This window comes from Gordonia sp. AC31, from assembly GCF_031844505.1.
In the GTDB taxonomy this organism is placed as follows: Bacteria; Actinomycetota; Actinomycetes; order Mycobacteriales; family Mycobacteriaceae; genus Gordonia; species Gordonia hongkongensis.
Map to the genome: position 1 here is coordinate 39,767 of NZ_JAUZVK010000015.1, position 25,437 is coordinate 65,203.

Consider the following 25,437-nt stretch of genomic DNA (forward strand, 5'->3'; position numbering starts at 1 on the left):
GCGCGGGCCCGGCGCGTTCATCGGCCGGGGGCCTGGAGTGGGATGTCGGTCTTCATCGCGATTCCGGTGCCGTGCTTCGCGATTTCGTCGCTCCACTCGATTTCTCCGTCTTTGTCGAGGACAAGGGTGCGGCCCTCGGTGACGGCCTGGTCCACCAGGGCTGCGAGTTCGTCAGGAGTGGCGCCCTCATGCTCGGTGGCGACCCTCCGTCCGACCTCGTTGTTGAAGAGATCCATCGCCTCTCGATGGGCAGGGTTGCCGCCCAAACCCTCGTGAGCCGTGGCGAATCTCTCGGTCCATTCCTCGCCGAATCGCTCTGTCATGAGCGCGTTCCAGTACGCATGGCGGAACGCGTCGCCGTGACCATCCGCCAGCGAGTTCTTCTCACCCTTGGCGTTCGGATGCCGTGCGGTGGCAACGGCATCCGCCTTCGACTGGATCTGGAAGAAGTCGTAGACCGCTCGCCAGCCGGTCACCGGTACCGCCCCCATCTCGGCGAGCATGGTGACTTCCTCGGGCGTCATGAGGGTGGGCTTGAACGTGGGATCGAATTTGCGGATCGTGTCGAGCAGGTCGCCCGAGGGCCATAGGCGTGCTCCGCCCGTGGACGCGTCGACCTGATACTCGCGGAGGATCTCGGCGAGCCGGGGATCGGCGTGGTGACCCGCCGCTCCTGCTTTCACGGAGTCGGGGAGTTTCTCGAGCATCCGTCGCAGCCCTTCGGACCCGACCTTGTCGAGCTCTTCGATGCGCCGCAGAGAACCGCGGATCTCTTTGGTGAGGTAGCTCTCCAGCGACTCCTTCTGCACGATCTTGACCTGGTAGGCCAACTTCCAGGTCTTCAGCCATTCGAGGTTCGACTTCGTCGAGTAGACCTCCCCGTCACCGGCGACGGCGAGTTCGAATTCCGAGCCGAGTGCCTCGGCCTTCTTCGACCTCACGTTCGCGATCTCGCCTTCCATCGAGGCCAGAAGGGAATCGAACTTGCTTGCCAGCGACTCGATCACGGTGGCACTGCGATCGGCCGCGTCCGCGTGCGCGTTCGACGACTCTCGGGCGTCCCGTCCGCCGTCACTGCGCCAGTACTCCAGTGAGCCGTCGAAGGTCGTGGCGGCTGCTCTGGCCGTACCCCTCAAGTCGGCGGACTTCGACGTCAACCGGCCACTGACCGTCTTCGCGCTGCCGAAGTCCCACGCCAGCACCTTCTCGACGGTGTACGCGAATTCATCCGACACCGCTCAGCCTCCCGGCGTCGCCGGTACGGCGGCAGTGGACTCGATCCCGGCTGCTCCATGGCGGTCGGAGTTCTCGTAGGACTCCGCGGCGCGCATGCACAGGTCGGCATAACCCCGGTACCTGTCGGCATGGTGGTCCACCACCTTGTTCAGAGCTTTCGCCGCATCCCTCAGGTTCGCGGCGAGCTTGTTGCCCCCAGCACCACTGGACGCGTCGACCCCGCCGTCGAGCGGCGCGAGTCTGCGTACCGTCCCGTCAGCCGCACGCATCTTCTCGCCCAGTTCGCGCACCCGCGCCGGAACCACCTTCATCAACCGCCCCCGATCAGCTACTTCCCCGAAAGTCAGATCATGCTAGCCGCGTGCACCGACGACGGCGGGCAGCTGTCCCCAGGGACGTCGGTAGGCCGCCCGCGACACGCGCGGTGCCTCGGTCCAATCCCAGAATTTCCGGTCACATCACTGGTGTCACACGCGTCTCAGTCGAGGGACGTCCGGGCGGGAGGTCGTTCGCTTTGCTATCGACCAGGTTGTCGCCTGATGTAGCGCTGACCTGCGAAAATTCCGAGAAATACGTAGTCAGCGTGATGGGGGAGGCACTGAATCGGTGCTGTGCTCCCGTGAACGCACACGAGGCCCTACAACATGAGAAAACGCCCCCAAAACGGGGGGTCGCACTCGCAAATGCCTGCTCACGTGGGTACGGTCGCATTCGCCGCCAACATTTTGATGGCGTCGGCCGGGTGCAGACCCGGCTGACAGGCCGGCGATGGCGATCCAGCCGCGGTCGCACGGCAACAGAGCCTCGGACGCCCCCGGGCGAACGATGCAGTCCCACTCGAGAACGAAAGACGGAGGAACCCCGTGGCCCTTCCCCAGTTGACCGATGAGCAGCGCGCCGCTGCGTTGGAGAAGGCAGCTGCCGCTCGTCGCGTCCGCGCGGAGCTCAAGGAGCGCCTCAAGCGCGGTGGCACCGATCTCCAGCAGGTGCTCAAGGATGCCGAGAACGACGAGATCCTGGGCAAGATGAAGGTCTCGGCCCTGCTCGAGGCCCTGCCCAAGGTCGGCAAGGTCAAGGCGCAGGAGATCATGACCGAGCTCGAGATCGCCCCGACCCGCCGCCTGCGCGGTCTCGGCGACCGTCAGCGCAAGGCTCTGCTCGAGAAGTTCAGCTCCTGAGCGTGAGCAACCGAACCGGATACGGCAGCGGAACGAACCCGTGGACGTGGCGGTGAACCACCGCCCGGACCACGAGGGAACCGGACGCACGAGGGGTCGACTGATCGTTTTGGTCGGCCCCTCGGCCGTCGGCAAGTCCACCGTGGTCGCGAAGGTCTGCGCCGCGGTGCCCGATGTCTACTTCAGCGTCTCGGCGACGACCCGGGACCCACGGCCCGGCGAGGTCGACGGCCGCGATTACCACTTCGTGTCCGCGGGCGACTTCGACAAGATGATCGCCGCCGACGAACTCCTGGAATGGGCCGAGATCCACGGCGGGCTGCAGCGTTCGGGCACCCCCATCGCCCCCGTGCTCGCCGCGCTGGAAGCCGGTAAACCGGTTCTGGTCGAGGTCGACCTGGTCGGTGCGCGCAACGTGGTGGCCCGGCTCCCCGAGGCGATCACCGTCTTTCTCGCGCCGCCCAGCTGGGACGAACTTGTCTCCCGCCTGACCGGGCGGGCCACCGAGACGCCCGAGGCGATCGAGCGCCGACTGGCCACCGCGCGCACCGAGATGGCCGCGCAGGACGAGTTCGACCACGTCATCGTGAACAGCGAAGTCGACCGCGCCGTCGATGAGTTGGTATCCTTGCTGGTCGGACCTGAACAGCCGGCCGCATCCGCGACCTGACCGGCCCTTTCCGACACCCAGACCTCGACGCAGGAGTTCGTGTGAGCACCCCGACCAATTTCGACATCACCGAGATCGCCGACGCACCGGCCTACGACACGCCGCTGGGGATCACCAATCCGCCGATCGATGATCTCCTCGACCGCGCGTCGTCGAAGTACGCACTCGTCATCTACGCAGCGAAGCGCGCGCGCCAGATCAACGACTACTACAACCAGCTCGGCGACGGCATCCTCGAGTACGTCGGCCCGCTGGTCGAGCCCGGCCTCCAGGAGAAGCCGCTGTCGATCGCGATGCGCGAGATCCACTCCGACCTGCTCGAGCACACCGAGGGCGAATAGTCGTCGTCGGTGATGACCAACCCGACCGGAACACGGCGCCGCGTCCTGATCGGCGTCGGCGGAGGGATCGCGGCCTACAAGGTCTGCTCGGTGATCCGGCATTTCACCGAGTCCGGCCACGACGTCCGCGTCGTGCCGACCCTGGCGGCGCTGGAGTTCGTCGGCAAGGCGACCTTCGAGGCGCTGAGCGGTAACCCCGTCTCCACGACCGTGTTCGACGACGTCGACGAGGTCGCGCATGTTCGGCTCGGGCAGGGTGCCGACCTCGTGGTCATCGCCCCGGCCACCGCCGATCTCATGGCCCGTGCCGCCCAGGGACGCGCCGATGATCTGCTGACCGCGTCGCTGCTGACCGTTCGATGTCCCGTGCTCTTCGTCCCGGCGATGCACACCGAGATGTGGGAGCACCCCGCCACCCAGGCCAATGTGGCGACGCTACGGTCCCATGGCTCGGTCGTCATGACCCCGGCGTCGGGCCGTCTGACGGGTACCGACTCCGGCCGCGGCCGCCTACCCGACCCGCAGGAGATCGCCCTTGTCGGCGAACTGCTCCTCGACCGGCCCGACGCGCTGCCGTACGACCTCACCGGTGTCCGCGTGCTGATCAGCGCCGGCGGTACCCGGGAGCCGCTCGACCCGGTCCGTTATCTCGGCAACCACAGCTCCGGCAAGCAGGGCTTCGCACTGGCCCGAGCCGCAGCCCAACGCGGGGCGAGCGTCACCGTCGTCGCCGGGTCCACTGCCGACCCGGGAGACCCGGCCGGGGTCACCATCGTGCGGATCTCGACCGCCGAGCAACTCGCCGACGAGATGACCAAGCGCGCCGCCGACGCCGACGTCGTGATCATGGCGGCCGCGGTCGCCGACTTCCGACCGGTCGCGGTCGCCGAGTCGAAGATCAAGAAGGGCGACGAGGGGCCGGCGCCGATCCAGCTCACCACCAATCCCGACATCCTGCGCGGACTCGTCACCGCACGCGACGAGGGCCGTATTCCCGCTGACACCGTGATCGTCGGGTTCGCCGCCGAGACCGGCGACGAGACCGGCGGTGTCCTCGACCACGGCCGCGCCAAGCTCGCCCGCAAGGGCTGCGACCTCCTCGTCGTCAACGCCGTCGGCGACGGCAAGGCCTTCGGGACCGAGGACAACACCGGCTGGTTGCTCGCCGCCAACGGCGACGAGACCGCCTTGCCCTTCGGGTCGAAAACACTCATGTCGAGTCGGATACTTGACGAAGTGCGGCAACTGGTGCCTGATGGTCGAGGAGCTCGACCGACCGATTAGGTTGGAAACATCCCCGGCCAGTCGGACTGGCCGACACCGCCAGCGGCGCGGCGACCATCGACGCGCGTAGATCTCGAGAGGATCTGATGACCACCTCGTCACGCCTGTTCACGAGCGAATCCGTCACCGAGGGACACCCCGACAAGATCTGTGACGCGATCAGCGACTCGATTCTCGACGCCATCCTCACCGACGATCCGAAGGCGCGTGTCGCGGTCGAGACCCTCGTGACCACCGGACAGGTGCACGTCGCTGGCGAGGTCACGACCACCGCCTACGCCGACATCCCCAAGATCGTTCGCGACAAGGTCCTGGAGATCGGGTACGACTCGTCGACGAAGGGCTTCGACGGCGCATCGTGCGGCGTGAACGTCGCCATCGGTGCGCAGTCCCCGGACATCGCGGGTGGCGTCTTCAACTCGCACGAGAGCCGCAGCGGCATCTCGGAGGACGAGATCGACAGCCAGGGTGCCGGCGATCAGGGCCTCATGTTCGGCTACGCCACAAACGAGACCCCGGAACTCATGCCGGTTCCCATCGCGCTGGCCCACCGCCTGTCGCGGCGCCTCACCGAGGTGCGCAAGAACGGCACGCTCCCGTACCTGCGCCCCGACGGCAAGACGCAGGTCACCATCGAATACGACGGTGACACCCCGGTCCGCCTCGACACCGTGGTCCTGTCGACGCAGCATGCCGCCGACATCGACCTCGACAATCTCCTCGCGCCGGACATCAAGAAGCAGGTCGTCGACGCGGTGCTCGCCGAGATCGATCTGCCGACCCTCGACACCACCGACTACCGTCTGCTGGTCAACCCGACCGGCAAGTTCGTCCTCGGCGGCCCGATGGGTGACGCCGGCCTGACCGGCCGCAAGATCATCGTCGACACCTACGGCGGCATGGCCCGTCACGGCGGCGGCGCGTTCTCCGGCAAGGACCCGTCGAAGGTCGACCGCAGCGCGGCCTACGCGATGCGCTGGGTGGCCAAGAACGCCGTGGCCGCGGGACTGGCGAACCGCATCGAGGTCCAGGTCGCCTACGCGATCGGCAAGGCCGCACCGGTCGGCCTGTTCGTCGAGACGTTCGGCACCGAGAACGTCGATCCGACTGTCATCGAGCGGGTCATCACCGAGAACTTCGACCTGCGTCCGCTCGCGATCATCCGCGACCTCGACCTGCTGCGCCCGATCTACGCACCGACCGCCGCGTACGGCCACTTCGGTCGCACCGACGTCGACCTGCCGTGGGAGCGGACCGACCGCGCGGAGAAGCTGCGGGCCGCCGCGGGTCTGTAGACCCTCTGCGGAAGTACTCTCACTGACACCCAAAGGAGCACGGGTCCCGGCCGCCGAGCTGCCGGTGGCCCGTGTTCTTCCTGTTCTGGGGCTCGCTCACCTCGACCGTCCCTTCGATTACCTGATCGACGTCGACCAGGACGAGGACGCGCAGCCCGGTGTTCGTGTCCGCGTGCGATTCTCGGGTCGGCTCGTCGACGGCTACCTCCTCGAGCGCATCGAGAAGAGCGATCATCCCGGCAAGCTGGGCTGGCTCGACCGGGTCGTGTCCGCCGAGCCGGTACTGACCCCGCAGCTGGCGACGCTGTGCCGTGCGGTGGCCGATCGGTACGCGGGCACGATGGGCGACGTCGTGCGCCTGGCCATACCGCCGCGGCATGCGCGCACCGAGAAGGAGACGACGCCCGACCCGGCCGCTGTCGTCGAATCGCCCGACCTCGCCGACTGGCATCGGTATGCCCTGGCCGACTCCTACGTGGAGAACCTGGCCGACAGTCATCCGCGGGCCGTCTGGCAGGCCCTACCGGGGGAGGACTGGCCGCGCCGTCTCGCCGAACTCGCCGCGGCGACCCTCGCAGGGGGACGCGGGTGCATCCTCGTCGTTCCCGATCAGCGTGATCTCGATCGGGTGTGGGCCGAGTGTGAGCCGTTGATCGGCGACCGTGGGGTCGCGCTGTCCGCCGGACTCGGACCCACCGCGCGCTACCGCCGATGGCTGGCCGTGCGCCGCGGTGCCGCGCAGCTGGTGATCGGTACCCGAAGCGCGGTGTTCGCGCCGGTCAAGGACCTGGGCCTGGTCGTCGTGTGGGATGACGGCGACGACAGCATGGCCGACCCACGGGCGCCCTACCCGCATCCCCGCGAGGTGGCGGTGCTGCGGTCGCACCACGAGCGGTGCGGCCTGCTGCTCGGCGGGTTCGCCCGGACCGCCGAGGCGCAGGCGCTGGTGGTCTCGGGCTGGGCGCACGACCTCGTCGCCGACCGCACGACGGTCCGCACCCGCAGCCCCCGTGTCCAGGCGATCTCCGACGACGACCGGCAGATCGCACGCGACCCCATGGCCCGGTCGGCGCGCATCCCCGAAGTCGCGTTCGACGCGGCGCGGTCGGCGTTCGCCGCCGATCGTCCGGTGATCTTCAGCGTCCCGCGCCGGGGTTACGTGCCGTCGCTCGCATGCACCCGCTGCCGCGAACACGCGCGGTGCCGGGCCTGTCACGGACCGCTGCAGCTCGATGCCGACCAACGGTTGAGCTGCCGATGGTGCGGACGGCCCGAACGGTCCTTCCGTTGCCCGGAGTGCGGCAACACCTCGGTGCGCGCGACGGTGACCGGTGCGCGCCGGACCGCCGAGGAGCTGGGGCGTGCTTTCGCCGGCGTGCCGGTGCTGACCAGCGGCGGCAACACGATCCTCGACGAGATCGAACCCGGCGCACGGCTCGTCGTCGCGACGCCTGGCGCGGAGCCGGTGGCCCCGGGCGGGTACGGCGCCGCGATCGTCGTCGACACCTGGGCCCAGCTCGACCGGGCCGACCTGCGTGCCGAGGAGCATGCGGTCCGGCGGTGGATGGCGCTCGCCGCGATGGTGACCCCGCACGGTGACGGTGGGCGAGTGGTCATCGTCGCCGACTCGGCGCTCGCACCCGTGCAGGCCCTGATCCGTTGGGACCCGGTGGGTTTCGCGTCGATCCAGTTGCAGGAACGCGTGGAACTCGGATTCCCCCCGGCGGTGACGATGGCGTCGGTCGACGGGCCGACCGGGGTGATCACCGACTTCGTCGAGCACCTCGAGTTACCCTCCGATGCCGATGTTCTCGGCCCGGTGCCGTTGCCGCCCGGCGTCCGCCCCCCGGCCGGCAGTGCCGAGTGGGAGGCCGCCGCGGACGACGAGATGGATCGCATCCTGGTGCGGTTGCCGCGCAAGCACGGACGGCTCCTCGCCGAGGCGCTCGTCGCGGGACAGGTGCGCCGCAACACACATCGACAGACCGGGCCGATCCGGGTGCAGATCGACCCGCCTACGATCGGATGAATGCGCATCGTTTTCGCCGGTACCCCCGAGGTCGCCGTGCCGTCGTTGCAGGCCCTCATCGACTCGCCCTCGCATGAGGTGGTCGGGGTCATCACCCGGCCCGACGCCGTGTCAGGCCGCGGCCGCAAGGTGATGCGGTCACCCGTCGGGCAACTCGCCGACGAGCATGCGCTCGAGGTGATCACCCCGCGCCGGTTGTCGGAGCCGGAGGTCGACGACGTGCTCCGGCGCTGGGCTCCCGACTGCGGTGCCGTCGTGGCCTACGGCGGGCTCGTACCGCCCGGACTGCTGGACCTGCCGCGCCACGGTTGGATCAATCTGCACTTCTCGGTGCTGCCCGCCTGGCGCGGTGCCGCTCCGGTCCAGGCCGCGATCGCCGCCGGCGACGAGGTGACCGGGGCCAGCACGTTCCGGCTCGAGAAGGGTCTTGACACCGGTCCGGTCTTCGGGGTGCTGACCGAGACCATCCGACCCACCGACACCAGCGGTGATCTACTCGGGCGTCTCGCCGATGCCGGGTCGGGACTGTTGCTGTCCACGCTCGACGGCCTCGAGGCCGGCGAACTCGCCCCCGAACCGCAGCCCACCACGGGGGTGAGCCACGCGCCTAAGGTCGAGGTCGAAGACGCGCGGATCCGCTGGGAACTGCCGGCACACATCATCGATCGCCTGATTCGCGCCTACACGCCCGCACCCGGACCGTGGACGAGCCTCGACGACGCGCGGATCAAGGTCGGGCCGGTGTCGGTCGCGTCGACCGACGCTCCCGGTCTGCCCGATGCGGTGCGGGACGGCGGCCTGGCGCCCGGTGCACTCGCCGTCACGAAGAAGGCGGTGTTCGTTGGAACCGGTTCGCAGCCGGTGAAACTCGGCACCGTACAGCCGCCGGGGAAGAAGCCCATGCCCGCCGCCGACTGGGCTCGTGGCGCGCGCCTGACCGACGGGACGGTCCTGGGATGAGCGGCAAGTTCCGGCAGAAGGACCTCGATCCCGCGCGCGTGGCCGCCCGCGACACGCTCCGCGCGGTGCGCGAACGCGACGCGTATGCCAACCTCGTCCTGCCGAAGATGCTGCGCGACAGGAAGATCGAGGGACGAGACGCTGCCTTCGCCACCGAGCTGGCCTACGGGGCCGCGCGGGCCCAGGGTCTACTCGACGCGGTGATCTCCTCCGCCGCGAAACGGCCGGTCGCCGACATCGACGGCACGGTTCTCGACGTCCTGCGCCTGGGCACCTATCAGTTGTTGCGGACCAGGGTCGGTGCGCACGCGGCGGTGTCCACGTCGGTCGACCTGGTGCGCGCCGAAAACGGGATGGGACCATCCGGTTTCGTGAATGCGGTGCTGCGCAAAGTGTCGCAGAAGGACGAGGACATGTGGGTGGAGGAGCTCGCCCCCTCGCCCGCGGCCGATCTCGTCGGCTACCTCGCCTTCCAGTACGCGCATCCGCGGTGGATCGCGGAGGTGTTCCGAGATGCGCTCGGAGGCTCGGCGGGACAACTGCAGGCGGCGCTGGCCGCCGATGACGAGCGACCGCCGGTCCACCTCGTGGCGCGTCCCGGGCTCATCACCGCCGAAGAACTCGCTCTCACCAGCGAGGGCGAGGTCGGCGACTACTCCCCGTACTGCGTGTACCTCCCGGGCGGCGATCCCGGCGACGTCGCCGCGATCCGTGAGGGGTACGCGGGTGTCCAGGACGAGGGCAGTCAGCTGATCGCCCGTGCGGTGACCGTGGCCGAGGTCGCCGACGACGGTGGGCGGTGGCTCGACATGTGCGCCGGCCCCGGCGGGAAGGCCGCATTGATCGGTTCGCTCGCCGAGATCGACGGTGCCCGACTCGATGCGGTCGAGGTGTCCGAGCATCGCGCCGGCCTGATCCGCAAGGTCGTCTCCGACCTCCCGGTCAGCATCCATGTCGCCGACGCCCGGTCGAGTGGGCTCGACCCCGGTTGCGACCGCATCCTGCTCGACGCTCCGTGCTCGGGCCTGGGCTCGCTTCGCCGACGACCCGAATCCCGCTGGCGCCGGACCAATGCCGACGTCGACGAACTCGTCGTCCTGCAGAAGGAGCTCCTCGCCGAAGCGCTGCGTCTCGTGAAACCCGGTGGCATCGTGGTCTATTCGACATGTTCGCCGCACCCGGCCGAGACGACGGCGGTGGTGGCCGACGTCCTGGCGTCGACGGACGGTGTGCGCCAACTCGACGCCCGCCCGTTGGTGACGGTGGGCAAGCTCGGCCCGGACCTGTTGGGCGACGGACCCCACGTTCAACTCTGGCCGCATGTCCACGGCACCGACGCCATGTTCCTGGCGGCGTTGACGCGGGACTAGTTCCGGGTCAGGACGTTCTGCTTTGCACGAGGGTGGCGAGCGCAGCGGTGACCGAACCCCAGCCGTCGTAGAACCCGAGCTCCTCATGGCGGTCACGATCGGACGGACTCCGATGGCGCACGACGACGCTGTACTCGGTTCCGTCTGCGTGCTCGGCCAGAGAGATCTCGGCGGTCATGGGGACCGGAGCCGGCTCGGCAGGGCGCCACGAACTGTCGACGGCATTCGTGAACACCAGGCGCTCGTGGAGATCGACGACGAGGAAGACGGCATCCATGTGTGGGACGAAAGTGGTTCCGTCGTCGCTCATCCGGGTCACGAGCCCACCGCCCGGTTCGGGTTCGAGGCGGTCGACGCGGGTGACGGTCGGAGCCGGCGTCCACCACTTGGCGAATTTCTCCGGCTGGGTCCACGCCTCCCAGATGCGCTGTCGCGGAGCACCGATCACCCGGTGCAGGGTCAGGTCGAGTTCTGGGTCGATCATGGTGTCTCCTCGGTGTCGGTCACGAAGTCTTCGAGACGGTCGGTGCGTTCGGTCCACACGGTGCGCTGATGTTCGAGCCACGTCGACAGACGGCGCATACGGCGCCTGTCGAGGGTGCACATCCGCGTGCGTCCGACCTTCTTGGTCAAGACGAGCCCGCTGTCCTCGAGCACGCGGAGATGCTTCATGAACGACGGCAGGGTGATGGGGAAGGGGTCGGCGAGTTCGCCGACGCTGGCCGGCCCACGCCCCAGGCGTTCGACGACGGCGCGGCGCGTCGGATCCGACAGAGCGCCGAAGATCTCGTCGAGTGCGACCGAACTGTGTGCCATAAGGCTAAGTGTTGCAGGTCCCATCGCTTAACTCAACGGCTAAGTGAAAATCTGGCGTCGGCCTTGTGGAAAGTACATCGCCAAGTGCTGCTTTTGAGATACTATCGAATGTATGTACGAGGACTCTTCGGGCGCAACTGGCCTCTTGGCTACCGAGCATCTACGGTCCATCGTGGGTGGGCTGTCGGCAATGCCGGTGGGTCTCGAGGAGGCGGAGTCGGTGGATCGGCTCACTCTTCTCGAGGAGATCAAGTCGGCATGCACGGCGGCCCAGGTGCGTGAGACCGCGAATCTCGACGCGTTGCGCGCAGCCGACGAAGCCGCACGGAACGTACCGGAGCGCCGGCGCGGTCGCGGACTCGCCGCCGAGATCGGTCTGGCGCGCAAGGTCTCGCCCCGAAAGGGAAGCCAGTGCCTCGGATTCGCCCGCGCCCTGGCGCACGAGATGCCCCATACGATGGCGGCACTGACTTCCGGTGTGCTCACCGAGTGGCGGGCCACGATCCTGGTACGCGAAACCGCTTATCTGACACGTGAAGCGCGTGAGGAGATCGACCGCCGGATCTGCGCCGATCCCGCAGCGCTGGTGGGGGTGTCCGACCGCGAGATCGAGGCATCGGCCAAGCGCCACGCGTACGAGCTGAATTCCGAAGCGGTGGTGGCACGTAAATCGAAGGCCGAGAAGGACCGCCGCGTCAGCGTGCGACCCGCGCCGGATCTGATGACGCAACTGTCGGTGCTGCTGCCGATGGCGGACGGGATCGCGGTGTACGCCGCGTTGAAGAAGCACGCCGACTCAGTGGTCGGACAGGACGACCGAAATCATGCACAGGTCATGACCGACACCCTGGTCGAACGTGTCACCGGACGCGCTGTCGCAGAGCCGACACCGATCGCGCTCAATGTCGTTCTGTCCGACCGGTCCTTGTTCGGCCTAGACGATTCGGCCGCCGACGTCCACGGATACGGACCGATCCCGGCGACGGTCGCGCGGCTGCTGGTGGCCGATTCGGTGTCGCCCGAGGGGGAGACCGCCTCGACGATGCGGAAGTTGTACGCGAGACCGTCCGATGGCGCGCTGGTGGCGATGGAGTCACGGGCACGAGCTTTCCCAACCGCTCTCGCCCAGTTCATCCGGATGCGTGACCAACGGTGCCGGACTCCCTACTGCGGTGCACCGATCGTCGAGATCGACCACGCCACACCGCATCGGCGCCACGGCCCGACGAGCGCGGTCAACGCTGATGGAACCTGCGTCCTGCACAACCGCGCCAAGGAGGCCCGCGGTTGGTTCTACGACGTGAAGATGGTGGACGGCGTCCGTGTCATCGACGTGATCACCCCGACCGCGCGACGACACCGCAGTGTCGCTCCACCCGCTATCGGGCATCAACCGCCAGGACGCAGCGGCGTCGAAACCAGCCTGATCCAGATACTCGCGGCGTCGTGATTGTGGATGGCGAACGCGCAGTCCGGTGATGCTGTACTAGGTTGTTCGTCGTGGCGGTCCGCCACGTCGTTGTCGGTGCAAACTCGGGGGTTTGTATGGCTGAGCGGTTCGGTGTCGAGGAGCTGGGTGTCATCACCGGCGTGGGCGATGCGCTCGCTCGATGCTCGTCGGAGACACGGGCTCTGTGGACCGGAAAGTCCGCCTTCGACGATGCGTCGGGGGCGATGCCGGCATCGGCCATCGGTGCGGCGTGCGCCGGGAAAGACGACACCGTCCGCTCACTGCTGGGCCGCGCGGCGGCGAGGATGGACCAGGTGTCGCAGACCTGCTACCAGGCCGCCGGCGACGTCGCTTATACCGAGGAGTCCCTGGCCAGCGGCTTCCGTGCCATCAGCGAGTTTTGATGTCGCGTCCGTCGCGTTCCGTCGTCAACGGCTGGGACCTGATGTCTTTGGATGCGGTCGCGACTGCGCTCGACGCGGCCGTGGATGACCTGAGGGATCTCACCCAGAGGATGGCCGAAGCGCCGATGAAAGCGGGTGACTCCAAAGGGTGGGTGGGGGACTCCCAACGCGGTTGCGAGACTCGCACCGACTCCGATCGGACCGAGATCAACAAACTGGGGTCCGACCTCACCCGCGCCGCCACTGTCCTGCGGGATACGTCATCTGCAATCAGTCCGAATCGCACCACCGCGCTGATCCGAGCGCTCGGACTGGAACGGGACGAGTTCAGCGTCGGCGACGATTGGACGGTACGAGACACCCGAGACTATGCGGCCGAGCTCACGGGCGTGGAGGCGGGAAGTGCGACCGAGCGCTCGATTCTCGACGCTCAGGCCGCCCGGGCGGAGGAGGCCAAGACGGCGACCCTCTTGTTGCAATCCCTGGCCGATCAGATGGGCGAGGACGATCGCAACGGGGCGAGAGTTCTCGCGGCAGCCTTTGGCGATGCCGAAGGTAATGCGCCACTCGCGTCGAGCTACTCGCCGGGCCAGGCGAGCATCGATGTCCAGGCCATCATGAGTGGTAGTGCCACGAAGGAGCAGCGGGATCGGTTCTTCCGAGCCACCAGCCTGACCGCGGAACAGCGGGCCGCGTTGGCCCGAGGGGACTTCGCGGAGATTTCGAAGGAGCAGTTCGATTACCTGAAAGCGATCTACACACCGAGTTGGGGTGGTGGACCCGAAGGACAGCCGCTATCTCTTGATGCCCTGAAGTCGTTCGGCGACAGATACATCGGCGCAGAGCGAGAGAACCTGAAACGAGGTCTCGGCGACGGCGTCTATCTGTTGGGGAACCCGAACTTGCGGACCAGACAGACCGATTCGAATTCGATCGCCGAGGTCTTGGGAACAAATTCGCCAGTCGTGGCAGGAGGATTGAACCAACTCCCGGCGCCGATACGGGACCTTCTGAGCGGTCCGGCAGCGTCGAAGGCGAGCATCTCCAACGATCCGTCTGGCGTAGACGGTAGCCGGATGATCGAGGTCACCCGGCTCGGCTCTGTTGACGACTTCAACGACCTCATGGACGTCTTGGAACACCGGTCAGAGGACTCGGGTCTCGCCTCGTACGGGTTGCAATCTGTTCAGCTGGGCAGCGATGTCGACAGGGCTCTCATCGCGCGCGCCGGTGAAATCGCGGCGGGCGACGAGAATGAGCGTCTCGTCTCGAAGCAGGACGGCACCATAGCCGACTCGTCCGTGGAATCCCTGTTGAACCGAATGCTCGGAGTTGCAGGGTCGGACCATATCGCTGTCCACGACGCGGTAATGTCGGCAACCGGCAATCCGTCTGACAACTCGATGCCGAAGACGTTCGACCTCGACGGCAACGACCGATCATTCAAGGACACGGAAGCGCTCAAACACCTCCTGACCTTCGACTGGACAGACGGCGCGGGTAAGCATGCTGACGGGATCAACAAGCTGTTCGACTGGATGCCGGGTGCTGCCTACGCCCCTGAAGGCAGCTCCCCGGAGGCAGTGCTCGAAAGCGAACGAGCCGGCAACATCTCGACGGCGCTCGCGCAGTACTTCGGCGACAACAAAGATGCGCTGATCGACATCGGAGATCGGAAGATGGCCTTGGGTGAACTCAACCCTGAGCTCACTCGCTCGCTGGCCTCGGCGATCGGCTCACATACTGCTGTCCTGGCAGGCGCAGATCCAGAGCTGTTTCATACGCACGGTGTATCGAAAATTGACGAAAGCGACTTGAAGTCGACCTTCGAAGTACTGAATTCGGATGCCGCCGCTGGGAGAATCGTCAACTCCTTGACCGCCTTGCAGGTCGATGTGATGCAACAGGAGTTCGGAAAGAACCCGCACGACTACGGGCTCGGTGAAGTCACCGGACGCCTCGAAGGAGCAATGATCGGCGGATTGGACGCGCACATCGAGGAAACAAAAATCGACGGCAGGCACCTGGCCGCCCACGACGCGGCGGTCGCCGGCGCCATGTTCGACAGCGCCAAAGCGCTTCTCACGGCCGTCCCGGGTCTAGATCCAGCTGTCAAAGTGCTCATCGACACCGCGGCGCCACAGGTGAAGCTGGATCTGTCCGGGTTACCGACCGATCCGGACACGATCAAGACCGACCCAGAGATCCAGCAGCTACGCAACGACATGTTCGACGACGGGATCAATCCCAACGCGAAGTACGTGCAGATCCTCACGGGATACTTCGAGACCCACCCGGAACTCGCCGATGACCCTGGCTTTCGGGATCTGTTCATGGGGAACAAAGACGCTGATTTCGCCGAGATGAAGCGCACCGGTGTGATGGCGAACGTCACTGACGAGAGCGAAGCTGCTTCGTTCATCCAACAAAAGATGAAAGTCGACATCAGTCTTTTCGCTGATCGCCACAACGAAAACTTGGAAGATGCTTACAAGCGTTAGAGGCGGCGTCGGACGATCGCCGGAGTGGCTCCCGGCTGTCACCGTCGCGGCGATGCTTGTTGCGGCACTGCTTGTTGCTGGTTGTGGTGTGACACCGTCGCCTTCCGAGCAACCAACGAGCAGTTCGTCGGCCCGCCATGGAAAAGGTCTACCGCCTGACTTGGATATGTCGTTCCGCTGGATTCCGACGAATGTGCTGAACCTCGCCAGTGCCGACGGGACATTTGTTCGCGCGTACACCGAGTCATTCGAACTTGCCTTTGAAGGGCAGTCGATGGAATGGGGATATCCCGGTTTTGCGGCGGCATCGCCACCAGACACCGATGAGCGAATTCGTCTGGTGGCGAGCAACAGTCAGACAAGTAGAGTAGTCAATACGCTCTTTCTATCTCCCCTTAGGCGCGAGGACACAGCTAACCGAACTCGGTTGACGATATGCCGTAGCGAGCTACTGTCGATCGAACAACGATCGGATGCTGGCGTTGAGTGGCGCAACATCGGAAAACGTTGGTCATTCCCGATCACGATCGATTTTGTGCGCTCTGGACGGCAGATGCCACCCGTAGATCAGCACGGCGCTCAGGTCACACCATCCACCACAATGTTCGGCAGCTGGAAAGTGTCATACTTTGACCGCTTGGGGGTCGGTTCAGAGAACCGCGCCGATATCGTCGCGTGCAACGCATTACCCCCGAACCCCGAGCTTCCGAGAGTCGGGGTCGAGACAGGACCCGAGCCGTGGCCGGTATTGCCGCCGTCTCCGGGCTGGCCGGCAAACGGTCTCTGAGACTCCGGCACGCTTTCGTCCGTAGCGGAAGCCGCGCCCTACACTTGTCGACCATGTGCACCGCCGGTACCGCGCCCATGATCGCCCCGTCCATCCTCTCCGCGGACTTCGCGAACCTCGCGGCCGAGGCCGCTGCGGTGGCGCAGCCGGGGGAGACCCGCGCCGACTGGTTGCACGTCGACGTGATGGACGCGCACTTCGTGCCGAACCTGACCCTGGGGCTCCCGATCGTCGAGAGCCTGTTGAAGGCCACCGACATCCCGCTCGACTGCCATCTGATGATCGAGAACCCGGAGCGGTGGGCACCGCCATACGCCGAGGCCGGAGCACACAACGTCACCTTCCATGCCGAGGCCACCGAGAACCCGATCGGCGTCGCCCGTGACATCCGCGCCGCCGGGGCCAAGGCCGGGCTGTCGATCAAACCAGGTACGGCGCTCGAGCCGTACCTGGAGATCCTGCGCGACTTCGACACCTTGCTGATCATGAGCGTCGAACCGGGCTTCGGCGGTCAGAAGTTCATCCCCGAGGTCCTCGACAAGGCCCGCGCCATCCGGAAGTTCATCGACGCCGAAGACCTGCGGCTCCTCGTCGAGATCGACGGCGGCATCAACGCCGACACCATCGAGGAGGCCGCCGAGGCCGGCATCGACTGCTTCGTCGCCGGATCTGCTGTCTACGGCGCGGACGATCCCGGACAGGCCGTCGCCGCACTCCGCGAGTCGGCCGCCGCCGCACGGGCACAGACCCAGGCCTGACCCGGTGGACATCGCCGCCGCCATGGAACGCGCCATCAGCGCGTCCCGGGAGGCGATGGGGATCAGCTCACCGAACCCGCCCGTCGGCGCGATCATCCTCGCCGCCGACGGCACCGTCGCCGGCATCGGCGCGACCCAACCCCCCGGCGGGCCGCACGCCGAGGTCATGGCGCTCCGAGCCGCGGGCGAGGCCGCGCGAGGCGGCACCGCGATCGTCACCCTCGAACCGTGCAACCACACCGGCCGCACCGGCCCGTGCGCGCAGGCACTCATCGAGGCCGGGATCGCCGAAGTCCAGTTCGCGGTGAGCGACCCGAATCCCGTCGCCGCCGGCGGTGCCGAGACGCTTCGGGCCGCGGGGGTCCGGGTGACCGGGGGAGTATCCGCCGGCGCCGTCGAGGACGGGCCGCTGCGGCCATGGCTCACCCGCCAGCGTCTCGGTCGTCCGCATGTCACCGCGAAGATCGCGTCGGGAATCGACGGCCGGATCGCGGCGCCCGACGGCACCAGTCAGTGGATCACCGGTGCCCAGGCCCGCGAACACGCGCACTCACAGCGTGCCCGGATCGACGCCATGGTGATCGGCACCGGCACCGCGCTGGCCGACAACCCCACTCTCACCGCGCGCACCGCCGACGGCGCGCTCCATCCGCACCAACCCGCTCGCGTCGTCCTCGGTCATCGCGGCATCCCGGCCGACGCCCGGCTCCGGGATCCGGCCGGCGGGCCGCTGGTCCGCGTCGAATCCCACGACCCCGCCGACGTCCTCGCCGCGCTGCCCGACGCGCTGTGGGTGCTGGTCGAAGGCGGGCCACACATCCTGGGGGCGTTCTTCGCGGCGGGCCTCGTCGACGAGGTGCACGCCTACGTCGCCCCGCTGGTGCTGGGTGCCGGTCGCAGTTCGGTCGAGATCCCGGGCGTGACCACCCTCGACGACGGCCAGCGGTTCAGCACGAGATCGGTGACCCGACTCGGGGAGGACGTCCTCGTCACACTGTCGCGGCCGTCGACCACCCCGCGCGACAGCTGAGCGAGACGACATGCCCGCGACGCATTTCGCTCACCGGAATCGCAATGCGACTGACATCCCCGACCGTGCTAGCGTCGATGTCACCAGTTCTCGGGGCGGGGTGGAAATCCCCACCGGCGGTGATGAGGGTGCGGTGGATCCGCATCGTCCAGCCCGCGAGCGCCTGCCACCAGGCAGGGACAGCAGATTCGGTGCGAATCCGAAGCCGACGGTCATAGTCCGGATGCGAGAGAACAGGCGACACGAGGCCGCCCTGTCTGCTCCGAGCGAGCAGGAGGAGTGCGTGTTCACCGGAATCGTGGAAGAACTCGGCGTCATCGCCGACCGCGAGGATCTCTCCGATGCCGCCCGATTCACCGTCCGCGGGCCCGTGGTCACCGCCGACGCCGGTCACGGCGACTCCATCGCCGTCAACGGCGTGTGTCTGACGGTCGTCGACCTCCGTCCCGGTGAGTTCACCGTCGACGTGATGGGCGAGACGCTGCGCCGCAGTTCGCTATCCGACCTCGCCGCCGGGAGCACCGTCAACCTCGAACGCGCCATGCCCGCGAACGGCCGCTTCGGCGGCCACATCGTGCAGGGGCACGTCGACGGCACCGGGACGATCGCCGCGGTGAGCCCGTCGGAGAACTGGACGGTCGTACGGATCGCCGTGCCCGCGGCGCTCACCCGGTATCTCGTCGAGAAGGGTTCCATCACCGTGGACGGGGTGTCCCTCACCGTGTCCGCGGTCGGCGGGTCCGGCGACGACTCCTGGTTCGAGATCTCCCTGATCCCGACGACCCTCAACGAGACCAACTTCGGCGCCGCCCGACCCGGCACCGTGGTCAACCTCGAAGTCGATGTCATCGCGAAATACGTCGAGCGCCTTCACCTGGGTTCGGACACGACTGGTACTCCTGATGTAGCGGGGGCGAAATGAGCACAACGAGTGAGGTTCTGATGAGCGAGTCACCGCGCGAGGGGAACGACGCGACGGCAACCGAGGGTGGCGGCGCCGTCGCCTTCGACACGATCGAGCGCGCCATCGCCGACATCGCCGCCGGCAAGGCGGTCGTCGTGGTCGACGACGAGGATCGTGAGAACGAGGGCGACCTGATCTTCGCGGCGGAGAAGGCGACCCCCGAACTGGTGGCGTTCATGGTGCGCTACACCTCCGGCTACCTGTGTGTCCCGCTCGACGGCGACGCCTGCGACCGGCTCGGCCTGCCGCCGATGTACTCGATGAACCAGGACAAGCACGGCACCGCCTACACCGTGACCGTCGATGCCCGTGAAGGCATCGGTACCGGCATCAGCGCCGCCGACCGCGCCACCACCATGCGTCTGCTGGCCGACCCCGACGCCGCGGCCGCCGACTTCACCCGGCCCGGCCATGTCGTGCCGCTGCGAGCCAAGGAGGGCGGCGTGCTGCGTCGTCCCGGGCACACCGAGGCCGCGGTCGACCTCGCCCGCCTGGCCGACCTCGCCCCGGCCGGCGTGATCTGCGAGATCGTCAGCCAAAAGGACGTCGGCTCGATGGCGCAGACCGACGAGCTGCGTGTGTTCGCCGACGAGCACGACCTCGCACTGATCTCGATCGCCGACCTCATCGCGTGGCGCCGCCGTCACGAGAAGCACGTGGTCCGCGTCGCCGACGCCCGGATTCCCACCCGGCACGGCGACTTCCGTGCCGTCGGCTACTCCAGCGTCTACGACGACGTCGAACACGTCGCGCTCGTCAAGGGAGACGTCACCGGCGAGGACGGCGAGGGCCACGACGTCCTGGTCCGGGTGCACTCGGAGTGCCTGACGGGCGACGTCTTCGGATCGCTGCGCTGCGACTGCGGCCCGCAGTTGGACGCCGCGATGGAGATGGTGGCCGACGAGGGCCGCGGGATCATCCTGTACATGCGCGGGCACGAGGGTCGCGGGATCGGGCTGTTGCACAAACTGCAGGCCTACCAGCTGCAGGACGCGGGGTCCGACACCGTCGACGCCAACCTGGAACTGGGCCTGCCCGCCGATTCGCGGGACTACGGACTCGGTGCCCAGATCCTCGTCGACCTCGGCGTACGGTCGATGCGTCTGCTGACCAACAACCCCGCCAAGCGCGTGGGGCTCGACGGATACGGTCTGCACATCGTCGACCGGGTCCCGATGCCGGTGCGCGCCAACGCCGAGAACCTGCGGTACCTGCGTACCAAGCGCGACCGGATGGGCCACGATCTGATCGGGCTCGACGATCACGTCCAGCCCACCGACGGCGCGTCCGAAGGAGCACCTGCATGAGCGGCCACGGAGAGCCGACCCTCGAACTCGCCGACGCCGGCTCGCTGCGCCTGGCGATCGTCTCGTCGCAGTGGCACGAGGTCGTCTGCGGCGCGCTACTCGACGGCGCCATCCGGGCCGCGCGCGACAACGGCGTCGTCGACCCGACCATCGTGCAGGTGGCCGGCGCCATCGAGCTGCCCGTCATCGTGCAGGCACTGGCGCGGACGCACGACGCGGTCGTCGCGCTGGGCGTCGTGATCAAGGGTGAGACACCGCATTTCGAGTATGTGTGTGACGCGGTGACCGCCGGCCTGACACGGGTGTCGCTCGACGAGTCGACCCCGGTCGGCAACGGAGTCCTGACCGTGCTCACCGAGGACCAGGCGATCGCACGGGCCGGACTCCCGGGCTCGACGGAGGACAAGGGCGCCCAGGCGACGGTCGCCGCGCTGGCGTCGGCGCTGACCCTGCGCGCGCTCGCGCGTGGCGAAACCCTCCCGGTGGCGGTCGGAGGAGCATCGGCGTGAGTCCCGCGGACACCCCGCCGACCGACTCCGCCGGCTGGGACCTGGTCTACCGGCCCCGCAACCTACCGCGATGGGCCATCGCCGCCGCGGTCGTGGTGATGGCCATCCACATCACGTTCGGTCTGCTGCTCACGATCGACGACGTCGGAGTCCGCAATCTCGGCGGTTCCGACCAGATCGCGATCATCCTCATCGGCGTGCTCATCTCGGCAGCCATCCTGCTGTTCACCCGCCCGCGACTGCGCGTCGGAGCCGCCGGCGTCGAGGTGCGCAACCTGGTGTCGGCGCGGCTCTTCGAATGGGACCGTGTTCTCGGTCTCACCTACCCGGAGCAGGGTTTCGGGGCGTGGCTGCTCTTCCCGGCCGACGAACACATCACCGTCCTGGCGGTTCAGGCCGGTGACGGTCAGCGCGCCATCGACGCGATGGGTCGATTCCGCGAGCTCGAGGAGCGCTACCGCGGGACTGTCCGGCCCGGACACTAGCCTGGAACACGTGGCCGACCCGACTACCTACCGACCCGCCCCGGGGTCCATCCCGACCGATCCCGGGGTGTACAAGTTCCGCGACGAGCATCGTCGTGTCATCTACGTGGGTAAGGCCAAGAACCTCCGGTCGAGGCTGACGTCGTACTTCGCCGACAGCGCCTCGCTGCACCCCCGCACCCGTCAGATGGTGACGACGGCCGCTTCCGTCGAGTGGACGGTGGTCGGCACCGAGGTCGAGGCGCTGCAGCTCGAATACAACTGGATCAAGGAATTCGACCCGCGCTTCAACGTCCGCTACCGCGACGACAAGAGCTACCCGATGCTCGCGGTCACCCTGAACGAGGAGTATCCGCGCCTCTTCGTGTATCGGGGTCCGCGCCGGCGCGGCGTGCGCTACTTCGGTCCGTACGCTCACGCGTGGGCGATCCGCGAGACGGTCGACCTGCTGACCCGGGTCTTCCCGGCCCGGACCTGCTCGGCCGGAGTGTTCAAACGGCACCGGCAGATCGACCGCCCGTGTCTGCTCGGCTACATCGACAAGTGCTCCGCCCCCTGCGTGGGGCGGGTGGACGCCGAGGAACACCGGGAGATCGTCGAGGACTTCTGCGATTTCCTCGCCGGCCGCACCGACCTGATGATCCGCAAGATGGAACGGGACATGAACGTCGCGGCCGAGGAGCTCGACTTCGAGCGTGCCGCACGGTTGCGTGACGACATCGGTGCGATGCGACGCGCCATGGAGAAGCAGGCGGTCGTGCTCGGCGACGGCACCACCGCCGACGTGATCGCGCTCGCCGGTGATCAGCTCGAGGTGTCGGTCCAGGTGTTCCACGTCCGCGACGGACGGGTGCGCGGCCAGCGCGGATGGGTGGTCGAGCGCAGCGACAACGGCACCGACGGCGATGTGGTGGGGGAGTTCATCACCCAGTTCTACGGCGCCCAGGTCGATTTCGACGCCACCGTCGACGTCGGGACCGATCGGGCACACGGGGAGTCCATACCCCGTGAGGTGCTGGTGCCAGAGTTGCCGTCCGACGCCGAGGAGCTCGAGGAGTGGCTGTCCGGTCTCCGCGGCAGCCGGGTGCGGTTGCGGGTGCCCCAGCGCGGCGACAAGAAGGCGCTGTTCGAGACCGTCGCCCGCAATGCCGGCGAAGCCCTGGCGCAGCACAAACTCCGACGCGCGGGCGATCTCACGACCCGATCGGCGGCGCTCACCGAACTGCAGGAGTCGCTACTGCTCGATCAGGCGCCGCTGCGCATCGAGTGCGTCGACATCTCGCACGTGCAGGGCACCGATGTGGTCGCCTCCCTCGTGGTCTTCGAAGACGGTCTGCCGCGTAAGTCCGACTATCGGCACTACTCGATCCGGCACGCCGCCGGCGAGGGCCGATCCGACGACGTCGCGTCCATCGCCGAGGTCACCCGACGCCGGTTCCTGCGCCACCGCACCGACCGCGATGCGCCGCCACCGGTGTCCGGCGAGATCAGCGCGGCGGCCGACACAGCGGCGCAACCGCGAAAGTTCGCCTACCCGCCGAACCTCTTCGTCGTCGACGGCGGTGCGCCCCAGGTGCACGCCGCCGCGGCGGTCCTCGACGAACTCGGCATCACCGACGTCTCGGTGATCGGGCTCGCCAAACGCCTCGAGGAGGTGTGGGTGCCCGGCGACGACGACCCGATGATCCTGCCGCGCAACAGCCAGGCACTGTTCCTGCTGCAACGGGTGCGCGACGAGGCCCATCGGTTCGCCATCACGTTCCACCGCAGCAAGCGCAGCAAGCGCATGACCGAGTCGGTGCTCGACGGGGTCCCCGGCCTCGGCCGAACCCGCCGCACCGCGCTGGTGACCCACTTCGGTTCGGTTGCGCGCCTGCGCGAGGCATCGTTGGATGAGATATCCCAGGTGCCCGGGATCGGCCTCACCACGGCGCGTGCGGTCCAGACCGCGCTCTCCGGCGAGGTGGCGGCGCCCGACCAGACCCCGAACCCGGCCCCGATCCCGGAGCGGGCCGAGAAGGAGATGACGGTGGCGACCGGTGACGCGGGACGAGGTGCCGATGAGTGACCACACCGAAGTGCAGAGCGCGGCGATCGCCGAGGCGAACGACACCGACTTCACCGTCCTGTTCGTGACGGGGATGTCCGGCGCGGGACGCTCCACCGCGGCGAACGTGCTCGAGGACGACGGCTGGTACGTCGCCGACAACGTGCCTCCCTCGCTGATCTCGACGATGGTCGGGATGGTCCGCGAAGACGATCCGGCGATCACCCGGCTCGCCATGGTCTTGCGCGCGTCCGACGCCAACCTGGCCCATCAGCTCGAACAGCTGCGGGACCGTCTCGAAGAGTCCGGGATCCGGACCCGGCTCCTCTACCTCGACGCCAGCGACCAGGTGCTGGTTCGCCGTTTCGAGCAGGTTCGTCGCCGACATCCGTTGCAGGGCAAGGAAACCCTCGTCGAGGGGATCGCCCGCGAACGGGCGATCCTCGCCCCGATCAAGAACGTGGCCGATCTGGTGGTGGAGACGTCGGCGCTGACCGCGGCCAAGCTGCGCGCGATCGTCGAGGGCGTCGCGCCGGGCGACACCGAACCGCGGCTGTCGATCGCGGTGCAGTCGTTCGGCTTCAAGTACGGTCTGCCCATCGATTCCGATCTCGTCGCCGACGTCCGCTTCCTGCCCAATCCGCACTGGATCGACGAACTGCGCGATCACAACGGCCGGGAGGCGCCGGTCCGCGACTATGTCCTCGGCCAACCGGACGCCGACGGATTCCTCGACCTCTACACCGGCCTGGTCTCGATCGTCGGCCGCGGTTACCTGCGGGAAGGCAAGCGCTACATGACCATCAGCGTCGGCTGCACCGGCGGCAAGCACCGCAGTGTCGCCATCGCCGAGGAACTGTCGGCTCGGTTGCGCCGCGCCGTCGACGACGCCGGCCACGCGTCCTATGACGTCCGGGTCATGCATCGTGATCTGGGGCGCGAATGAGTTCCCGGGAGCCCCGGATCGTCGCGCTCGGCGGCGGTCACGGCCTGTACGCGACGCTGACCGCGATGCGCTATCTGAGCGCCGACATCACCGCGGTGGTCACCGTCGCCGACGACGGGGGGTCGTCGGGACGGTTGCGCGCCGAACTCGGACTCATCCCGCCCGGCGACCTGCGAATGGCGCTCGCCGCCTTGATGAGTACGCCCGACGGGTTGCCGGACGCACAGGCCGCCGACGGCCCGGCGGCCCGCCGCCGGCACGAACTGTGGGCCGAGGTGCTCCAGCACCGCTTCGGCGGCCGTGGGGCGCTCGCCGGGCATCCGATCGGCAATCTGCTTCTCGCCGGACTCACCGAGGTGCTCGGCGACACCGTGGGGGCCCTCGCCGAGTTGCGGGAGATCTTCGGCATCACGGGGCACGTGCTGCCGATGTCGACCGTGCCCCTCGACATCGAGGCCGACGTCTCGGGACTCGAGGCCGATCCACGCATCAGTCGCGAGATCCGGGGACAGGTCGCGGTGGCCACCACGCCCGGCAAGGTGCGCCGCGTCCGGCTGTTGCCCGGCGACCCACCGGCCTGCGAATCGGCGCTGACCGCAATAGAATCGGCCGACCTGCTGATGCTGGGGCCGGGCTCCTGGTTCTCGAGCGTGATCCCGCACGTGCTCGTCCCCGAACAGTTGAAGGCCTTGCAGCGCAGCAGCGCTCGCAAGGTCCTCGTGGTCAATCTGGCCCCCGAGCCGGGGGAGACCCCGGGGTTCTCGGTCGAGCGCCACCTCCACGTCCTGCACGCCCATGCGAACACCTTCCGCGTCGACCACGTCCTCGTGGACGCGTCGTCGGTGCCCGCCGGGCGAGAACGCGATCACCTCGTGCGTGCGGCCGGATTGTTCGGCGCGGAGCTGAATGTCGGAGACGTCGCGGTGCCGGGCCGGCAGGTCCATGACCCGGCGAAAGTCGCCGCCGTGGTGAACGAACTGTGCGAAGGTGAACTGACCCGTTACTCTGACCGAGCGGACGCCTGATTCGGGCGATGTCTCCGCGATTTCACTCGAGGGACGTGTGGTCTG

25 protein-coding genes and 1 riboswitch are annotated in these 25,437 nt (G+C 67.8%); of the genes, 21 read left to right on the forward strand and 4 right to left on the reverse strand.

Going from position 1 to position 25,437, the window contains the following annotated elements; translation table 11 throughout:
• Positions 1 to 17: 17 nt before the first annotated feature.
• Both Q9R39_RS17480 and Q9R39_RS17485 read right to left on the reverse strand, forming a co-directional pair.
• Entirely contained in the window at positions 18 to 1,235 is a 1,218-nt protein-coding gene (locus tag Q9R39_RS17480) for a DUF6973 domain-containing protein (RefSeq protein WP_311277889.1), read from the reverse strand.
• Between the two features lie 3 nt (positions 1,236 to 1,238).
• Positions 1,239 to 1,547, reverse strand: coding sequence for a type VII secretion target (locus Q9R39_RS17485; RefSeq protein WP_311277890.1), 309 nt, complete (start codon positions 1,545 to 1,547; stop codon positions 1,239 to 1,241).
• Positions 1,548 to 2,099: 552 nt separating this feature from the next.
• Here Q9R39_RS17485 and mihF point away from each other — a divergent pair.
• The 8 genes from mihF (at position 2,100) to Q9R39_RS17525 (ending at position 10,363) form a co-directional block, all read left to right on the forward strand.
• Positions 2,100 to 2,414, forward strand: coding sequence for an integration host factor, actinobacterial type (mihF, locus tag Q9R39_RS17490; protein WP_004021989.1), 315 nt, complete (start codon positions 2,100 to 2,102; stop codon positions 2,412 to 2,414).
• 52 nt (positions 2,415 to 2,466) lie between these two features.
• A complete protein-coding gene (gene gmk, locus Q9R39_RS17495; RefSeq protein ID WP_396275679.1) occupies positions 2,467 to 3,084 on the forward strand; it encodes a guanylate kinase in 618 nt (205 codons plus the stop codon).
• Between the two features lie 41 nt (positions 3,085 to 3,125).
• Positions 3,126 to 3,425, forward strand: coding sequence for a DNA-directed RNA polymerase subunit omega (gene rpoZ, locus Q9R39_RS17500; RefSeq protein ID WP_004021987.1), 300 nt, complete (start codon positions 3,126 to 3,128; stop codon positions 3,423 to 3,425).
• A gap of 12 nt (positions 3,426 to 3,437) precedes the next feature.
• Complete coding sequence (gene coaBC, locus Q9R39_RS17505; protein ID WP_211539985.1) at positions 3,438 to 4,709, forward strand: bifunctional phosphopantothenoylcysteine decarboxylase/phosphopantothenate--cysteine ligase CoaBC; 1,272 nt, start codon at positions 3,438 to 3,440, stop codon at positions 4,707 to 4,709.
• An 86-nt stretch (positions 4,710 to 4,795) separates the two neighbouring features.
• Complete coding sequence (gene metK / locus Q9R39_RS17510) at positions 4,796 to 6,004, forward strand: methionine adenosyltransferase (protein WP_159370733.1); 1,209 nt, start codon at positions 4,796 to 4,798, stop codon at positions 6,002 to 6,004.
• 64 nt (positions 6,005 to 6,068) lie between these two features.
• Positions 6,069 to 8,033 carry a primosomal protein N' gene (locus tag Q9R39_RS17515; protein WP_280361474.1) on the forward strand — a complete coding sequence of 655 codons (1,965 nt, stop codon included), beginning with the start codon at positions 6,069 to 6,071 and terminating at the stop codon, positions 8,031 to 8,033.
• Positions 8,034 to 8,993, forward strand: a complete 960-nt coding sequence (fmt, locus tag Q9R39_RS17520) for a methionyl-tRNA formyltransferase (RefSeq protein ID WP_211539960.1) — start codon at positions 8,034 to 8,036, stop codon at positions 8,991 to 8,993. It begins immediately after the preceding gene.
• Complete coding sequence (locus Q9R39_RS17525) at positions 8,990 to 10,363, forward strand: RsmB/NOP family class I SAM-dependent RNA methyltransferase (protein WP_211539961.1); 1,374 nt, start codon at positions 8,990 to 8,992, stop codon at positions 10,361 to 10,363. Before fmt ends, Q9R39_RS17525 begins: the two co-directional genes overlap by 4 nt.
• A gap of 7 nt (positions 10,364 to 10,370) precedes the next feature.
• Here Q9R39_RS17525 and Q9R39_RS17530 read toward each other — a convergent pair whose 3' ends face one another.
• Complete coding sequence (locus Q9R39_RS17530) at positions 10,371 to 10,847, reverse strand: SRPBCC domain-containing protein (protein WP_211539962.1); 477 nt, start codon at positions 10,845 to 10,847, stop codon at positions 10,371 to 10,373.
• On the reverse strand, positions 10,844 to 11,179 hold the full coding sequence (locus Q9R39_RS17535) for a helix-turn-helix transcriptional regulator (RefSeq protein ID WP_211539963.1): 336 nt from the start codon (positions 11,177 to 11,179) through the stop codon (positions 10,844 to 10,846). Before Q9R39_RS17535 ends, Q9R39_RS17530 begins: the two co-directional genes overlap by 4 nt.
• A 190-nt stretch (positions 11,180 to 11,369) precedes the next feature.
• Between Q9R39_RS17535 and Q9R39_RS17540 the strand changes: the two genes are divergently transcribed.
• From Q9R39_RS17540 to yvcK, 13 genes are all read left to right on the forward strand, one after another.
• Positions 11,370 to 12,629, forward strand: a complete 1,260-nt coding sequence (locus Q9R39_RS17540) for a DUF222 domain-containing protein (protein WP_249145919.1) — start codon at positions 11,370 to 11,372, stop codon at positions 12,627 to 12,629.
• A gap of 95 nt (positions 12,630 to 12,724) precedes the next feature.
• On the forward strand, positions 12,725 to 13,033 hold the full coding sequence (locus Q9R39_RS17545) for a hypothetical protein (RefSeq protein ID WP_211539965.1): 309 nt from the start codon (positions 12,725 to 12,727) through the stop codon (positions 13,031 to 13,033).
• Entirely contained in the window at positions 13,033 to 15,534 is a 2,502-nt protein-coding gene (locus tag Q9R39_RS17550; protein ID WP_211539967.1) for a hypothetical protein, read from the forward strand. The genes Q9R39_RS17545 and Q9R39_RS17550 overlap by 1 nt, the downstream gene beginning before the upstream one ends.
• 52 nt (positions 15,535 to 15,586) lie before the next feature.
• Positions 15,587 to 16,321, forward strand: a complete 735-nt coding sequence (locus tag Q9R39_RS17555; RefSeq protein WP_249145886.1) for a hypothetical protein — start codon at positions 15,587 to 15,589, stop codon at positions 16,319 to 16,321.
• Between the two features lie 53 nt (positions 16,322 to 16,374).
• A complete protein-coding gene (gene rpe, locus Q9R39_RS17560) occupies positions 16,375 to 17,079 on the forward strand; it encodes a ribulose-phosphate 3-epimerase (RefSeq protein WP_058250359.1) in 705 nt (234 codons plus the stop codon).
• A gap of 4 nt (positions 17,080 to 17,083) precedes the next feature.
• Entirely contained in the window at positions 17,084 to 18,109 is a 1,026-nt protein-coding gene (gene ribD / locus Q9R39_RS17565) for a bifunctional diaminohydroxyphosphoribosylaminopyrimidine deaminase/5-amino-6-(5-phosphoribosylamino)uracil reductase RibD (protein ID WP_211539969.1), read from the forward strand.
• Positions 18,110 to 18,191: 82 nt separating this feature from the next.
• Positions 18,192 to 18,348, forward strand: a riboswitch (FMN riboswitch).
• 44 nt (positions 18,349 to 18,392) lie between these two features.
• Positions 18,393 to 19,031, forward strand: a complete 639-nt coding sequence (locus Q9R39_RS17570) for a riboflavin synthase (RefSeq protein ID WP_211539970.1) — start codon at positions 18,393 to 18,395, stop codon at positions 19,029 to 19,031.
• Between the two features lie 20 nt (positions 19,032 to 19,051).
• Positions 19,052 to 20,380: a bifunctional 3,4-dihydroxy-2-butanone-4-phosphate synthase/GTP cyclohydrolase II gene (locus tag Q9R39_RS17575; protein ID WP_058250565.1), complete on the forward strand. Its 1,329-nt coding sequence runs from the start codon at positions 19,052 to 19,054 to the stop codon at positions 20,378 to 20,380.
• The gene (gene ribH, locus Q9R39_RS17580) at positions 20,377 to 20,889 is read left to right on the forward strand and encodes a 6,7-dimethyl-8-ribityllumazine synthase (protein ID WP_058250361.1); all 513 of its coding nucleotides are present in this window, start codon (positions 20,377 to 20,379) and stop codon (positions 20,887 to 20,889) included. The genes Q9R39_RS17575 and ribH overlap by 4 nt, the downstream gene beginning before the upstream one ends.
• Positions 20,886 to 21,374, forward strand: a complete 489-nt coding sequence (locus Q9R39_RS17585) for a PH domain-containing protein (protein WP_068971584.1) — start codon at positions 20,886 to 20,888, stop codon at positions 21,372 to 21,374. Before ribH ends, Q9R39_RS17585 begins: the two co-directional genes overlap by 4 nt.
• A 10-nt stretch (positions 21,375 to 21,384) precedes the next feature.
• Complete coding sequence (gene uvrC, locus Q9R39_RS17590; protein ID WP_211539971.1) at positions 21,385 to 23,442, forward strand: excinuclease ABC subunit UvrC; 2,058 nt, start codon at positions 21,385 to 21,387, stop codon at positions 23,440 to 23,442.
• Complete coding sequence (rapZ, locus tag Q9R39_RS17595; RefSeq protein WP_065632222.1) at positions 23,435 to 24,367, forward strand: RNase adapter RapZ; 933 nt, start codon at positions 23,435 to 23,437, stop codon at positions 24,365 to 24,367. The genes uvrC and rapZ overlap by 8 nt, the downstream gene beginning before the upstream one ends.
• Positions 24,364 to 25,392 (forward strand): uridine diphosphate-N-acetylglucosamine-binding protein YvcK, encoded by a 1,029-nt coding sequence (gene yvcK / locus Q9R39_RS17600; protein ID WP_058250364.1) that lies wholly within the window; start codon positions 24,364 to 24,366, stop codon positions 25,390 to 25,392. Before rapZ ends, yvcK begins: the two co-directional genes overlap by 4 nt.
• Positions 25,393 to 25,437 lie beyond the last annotated feature (45 nt).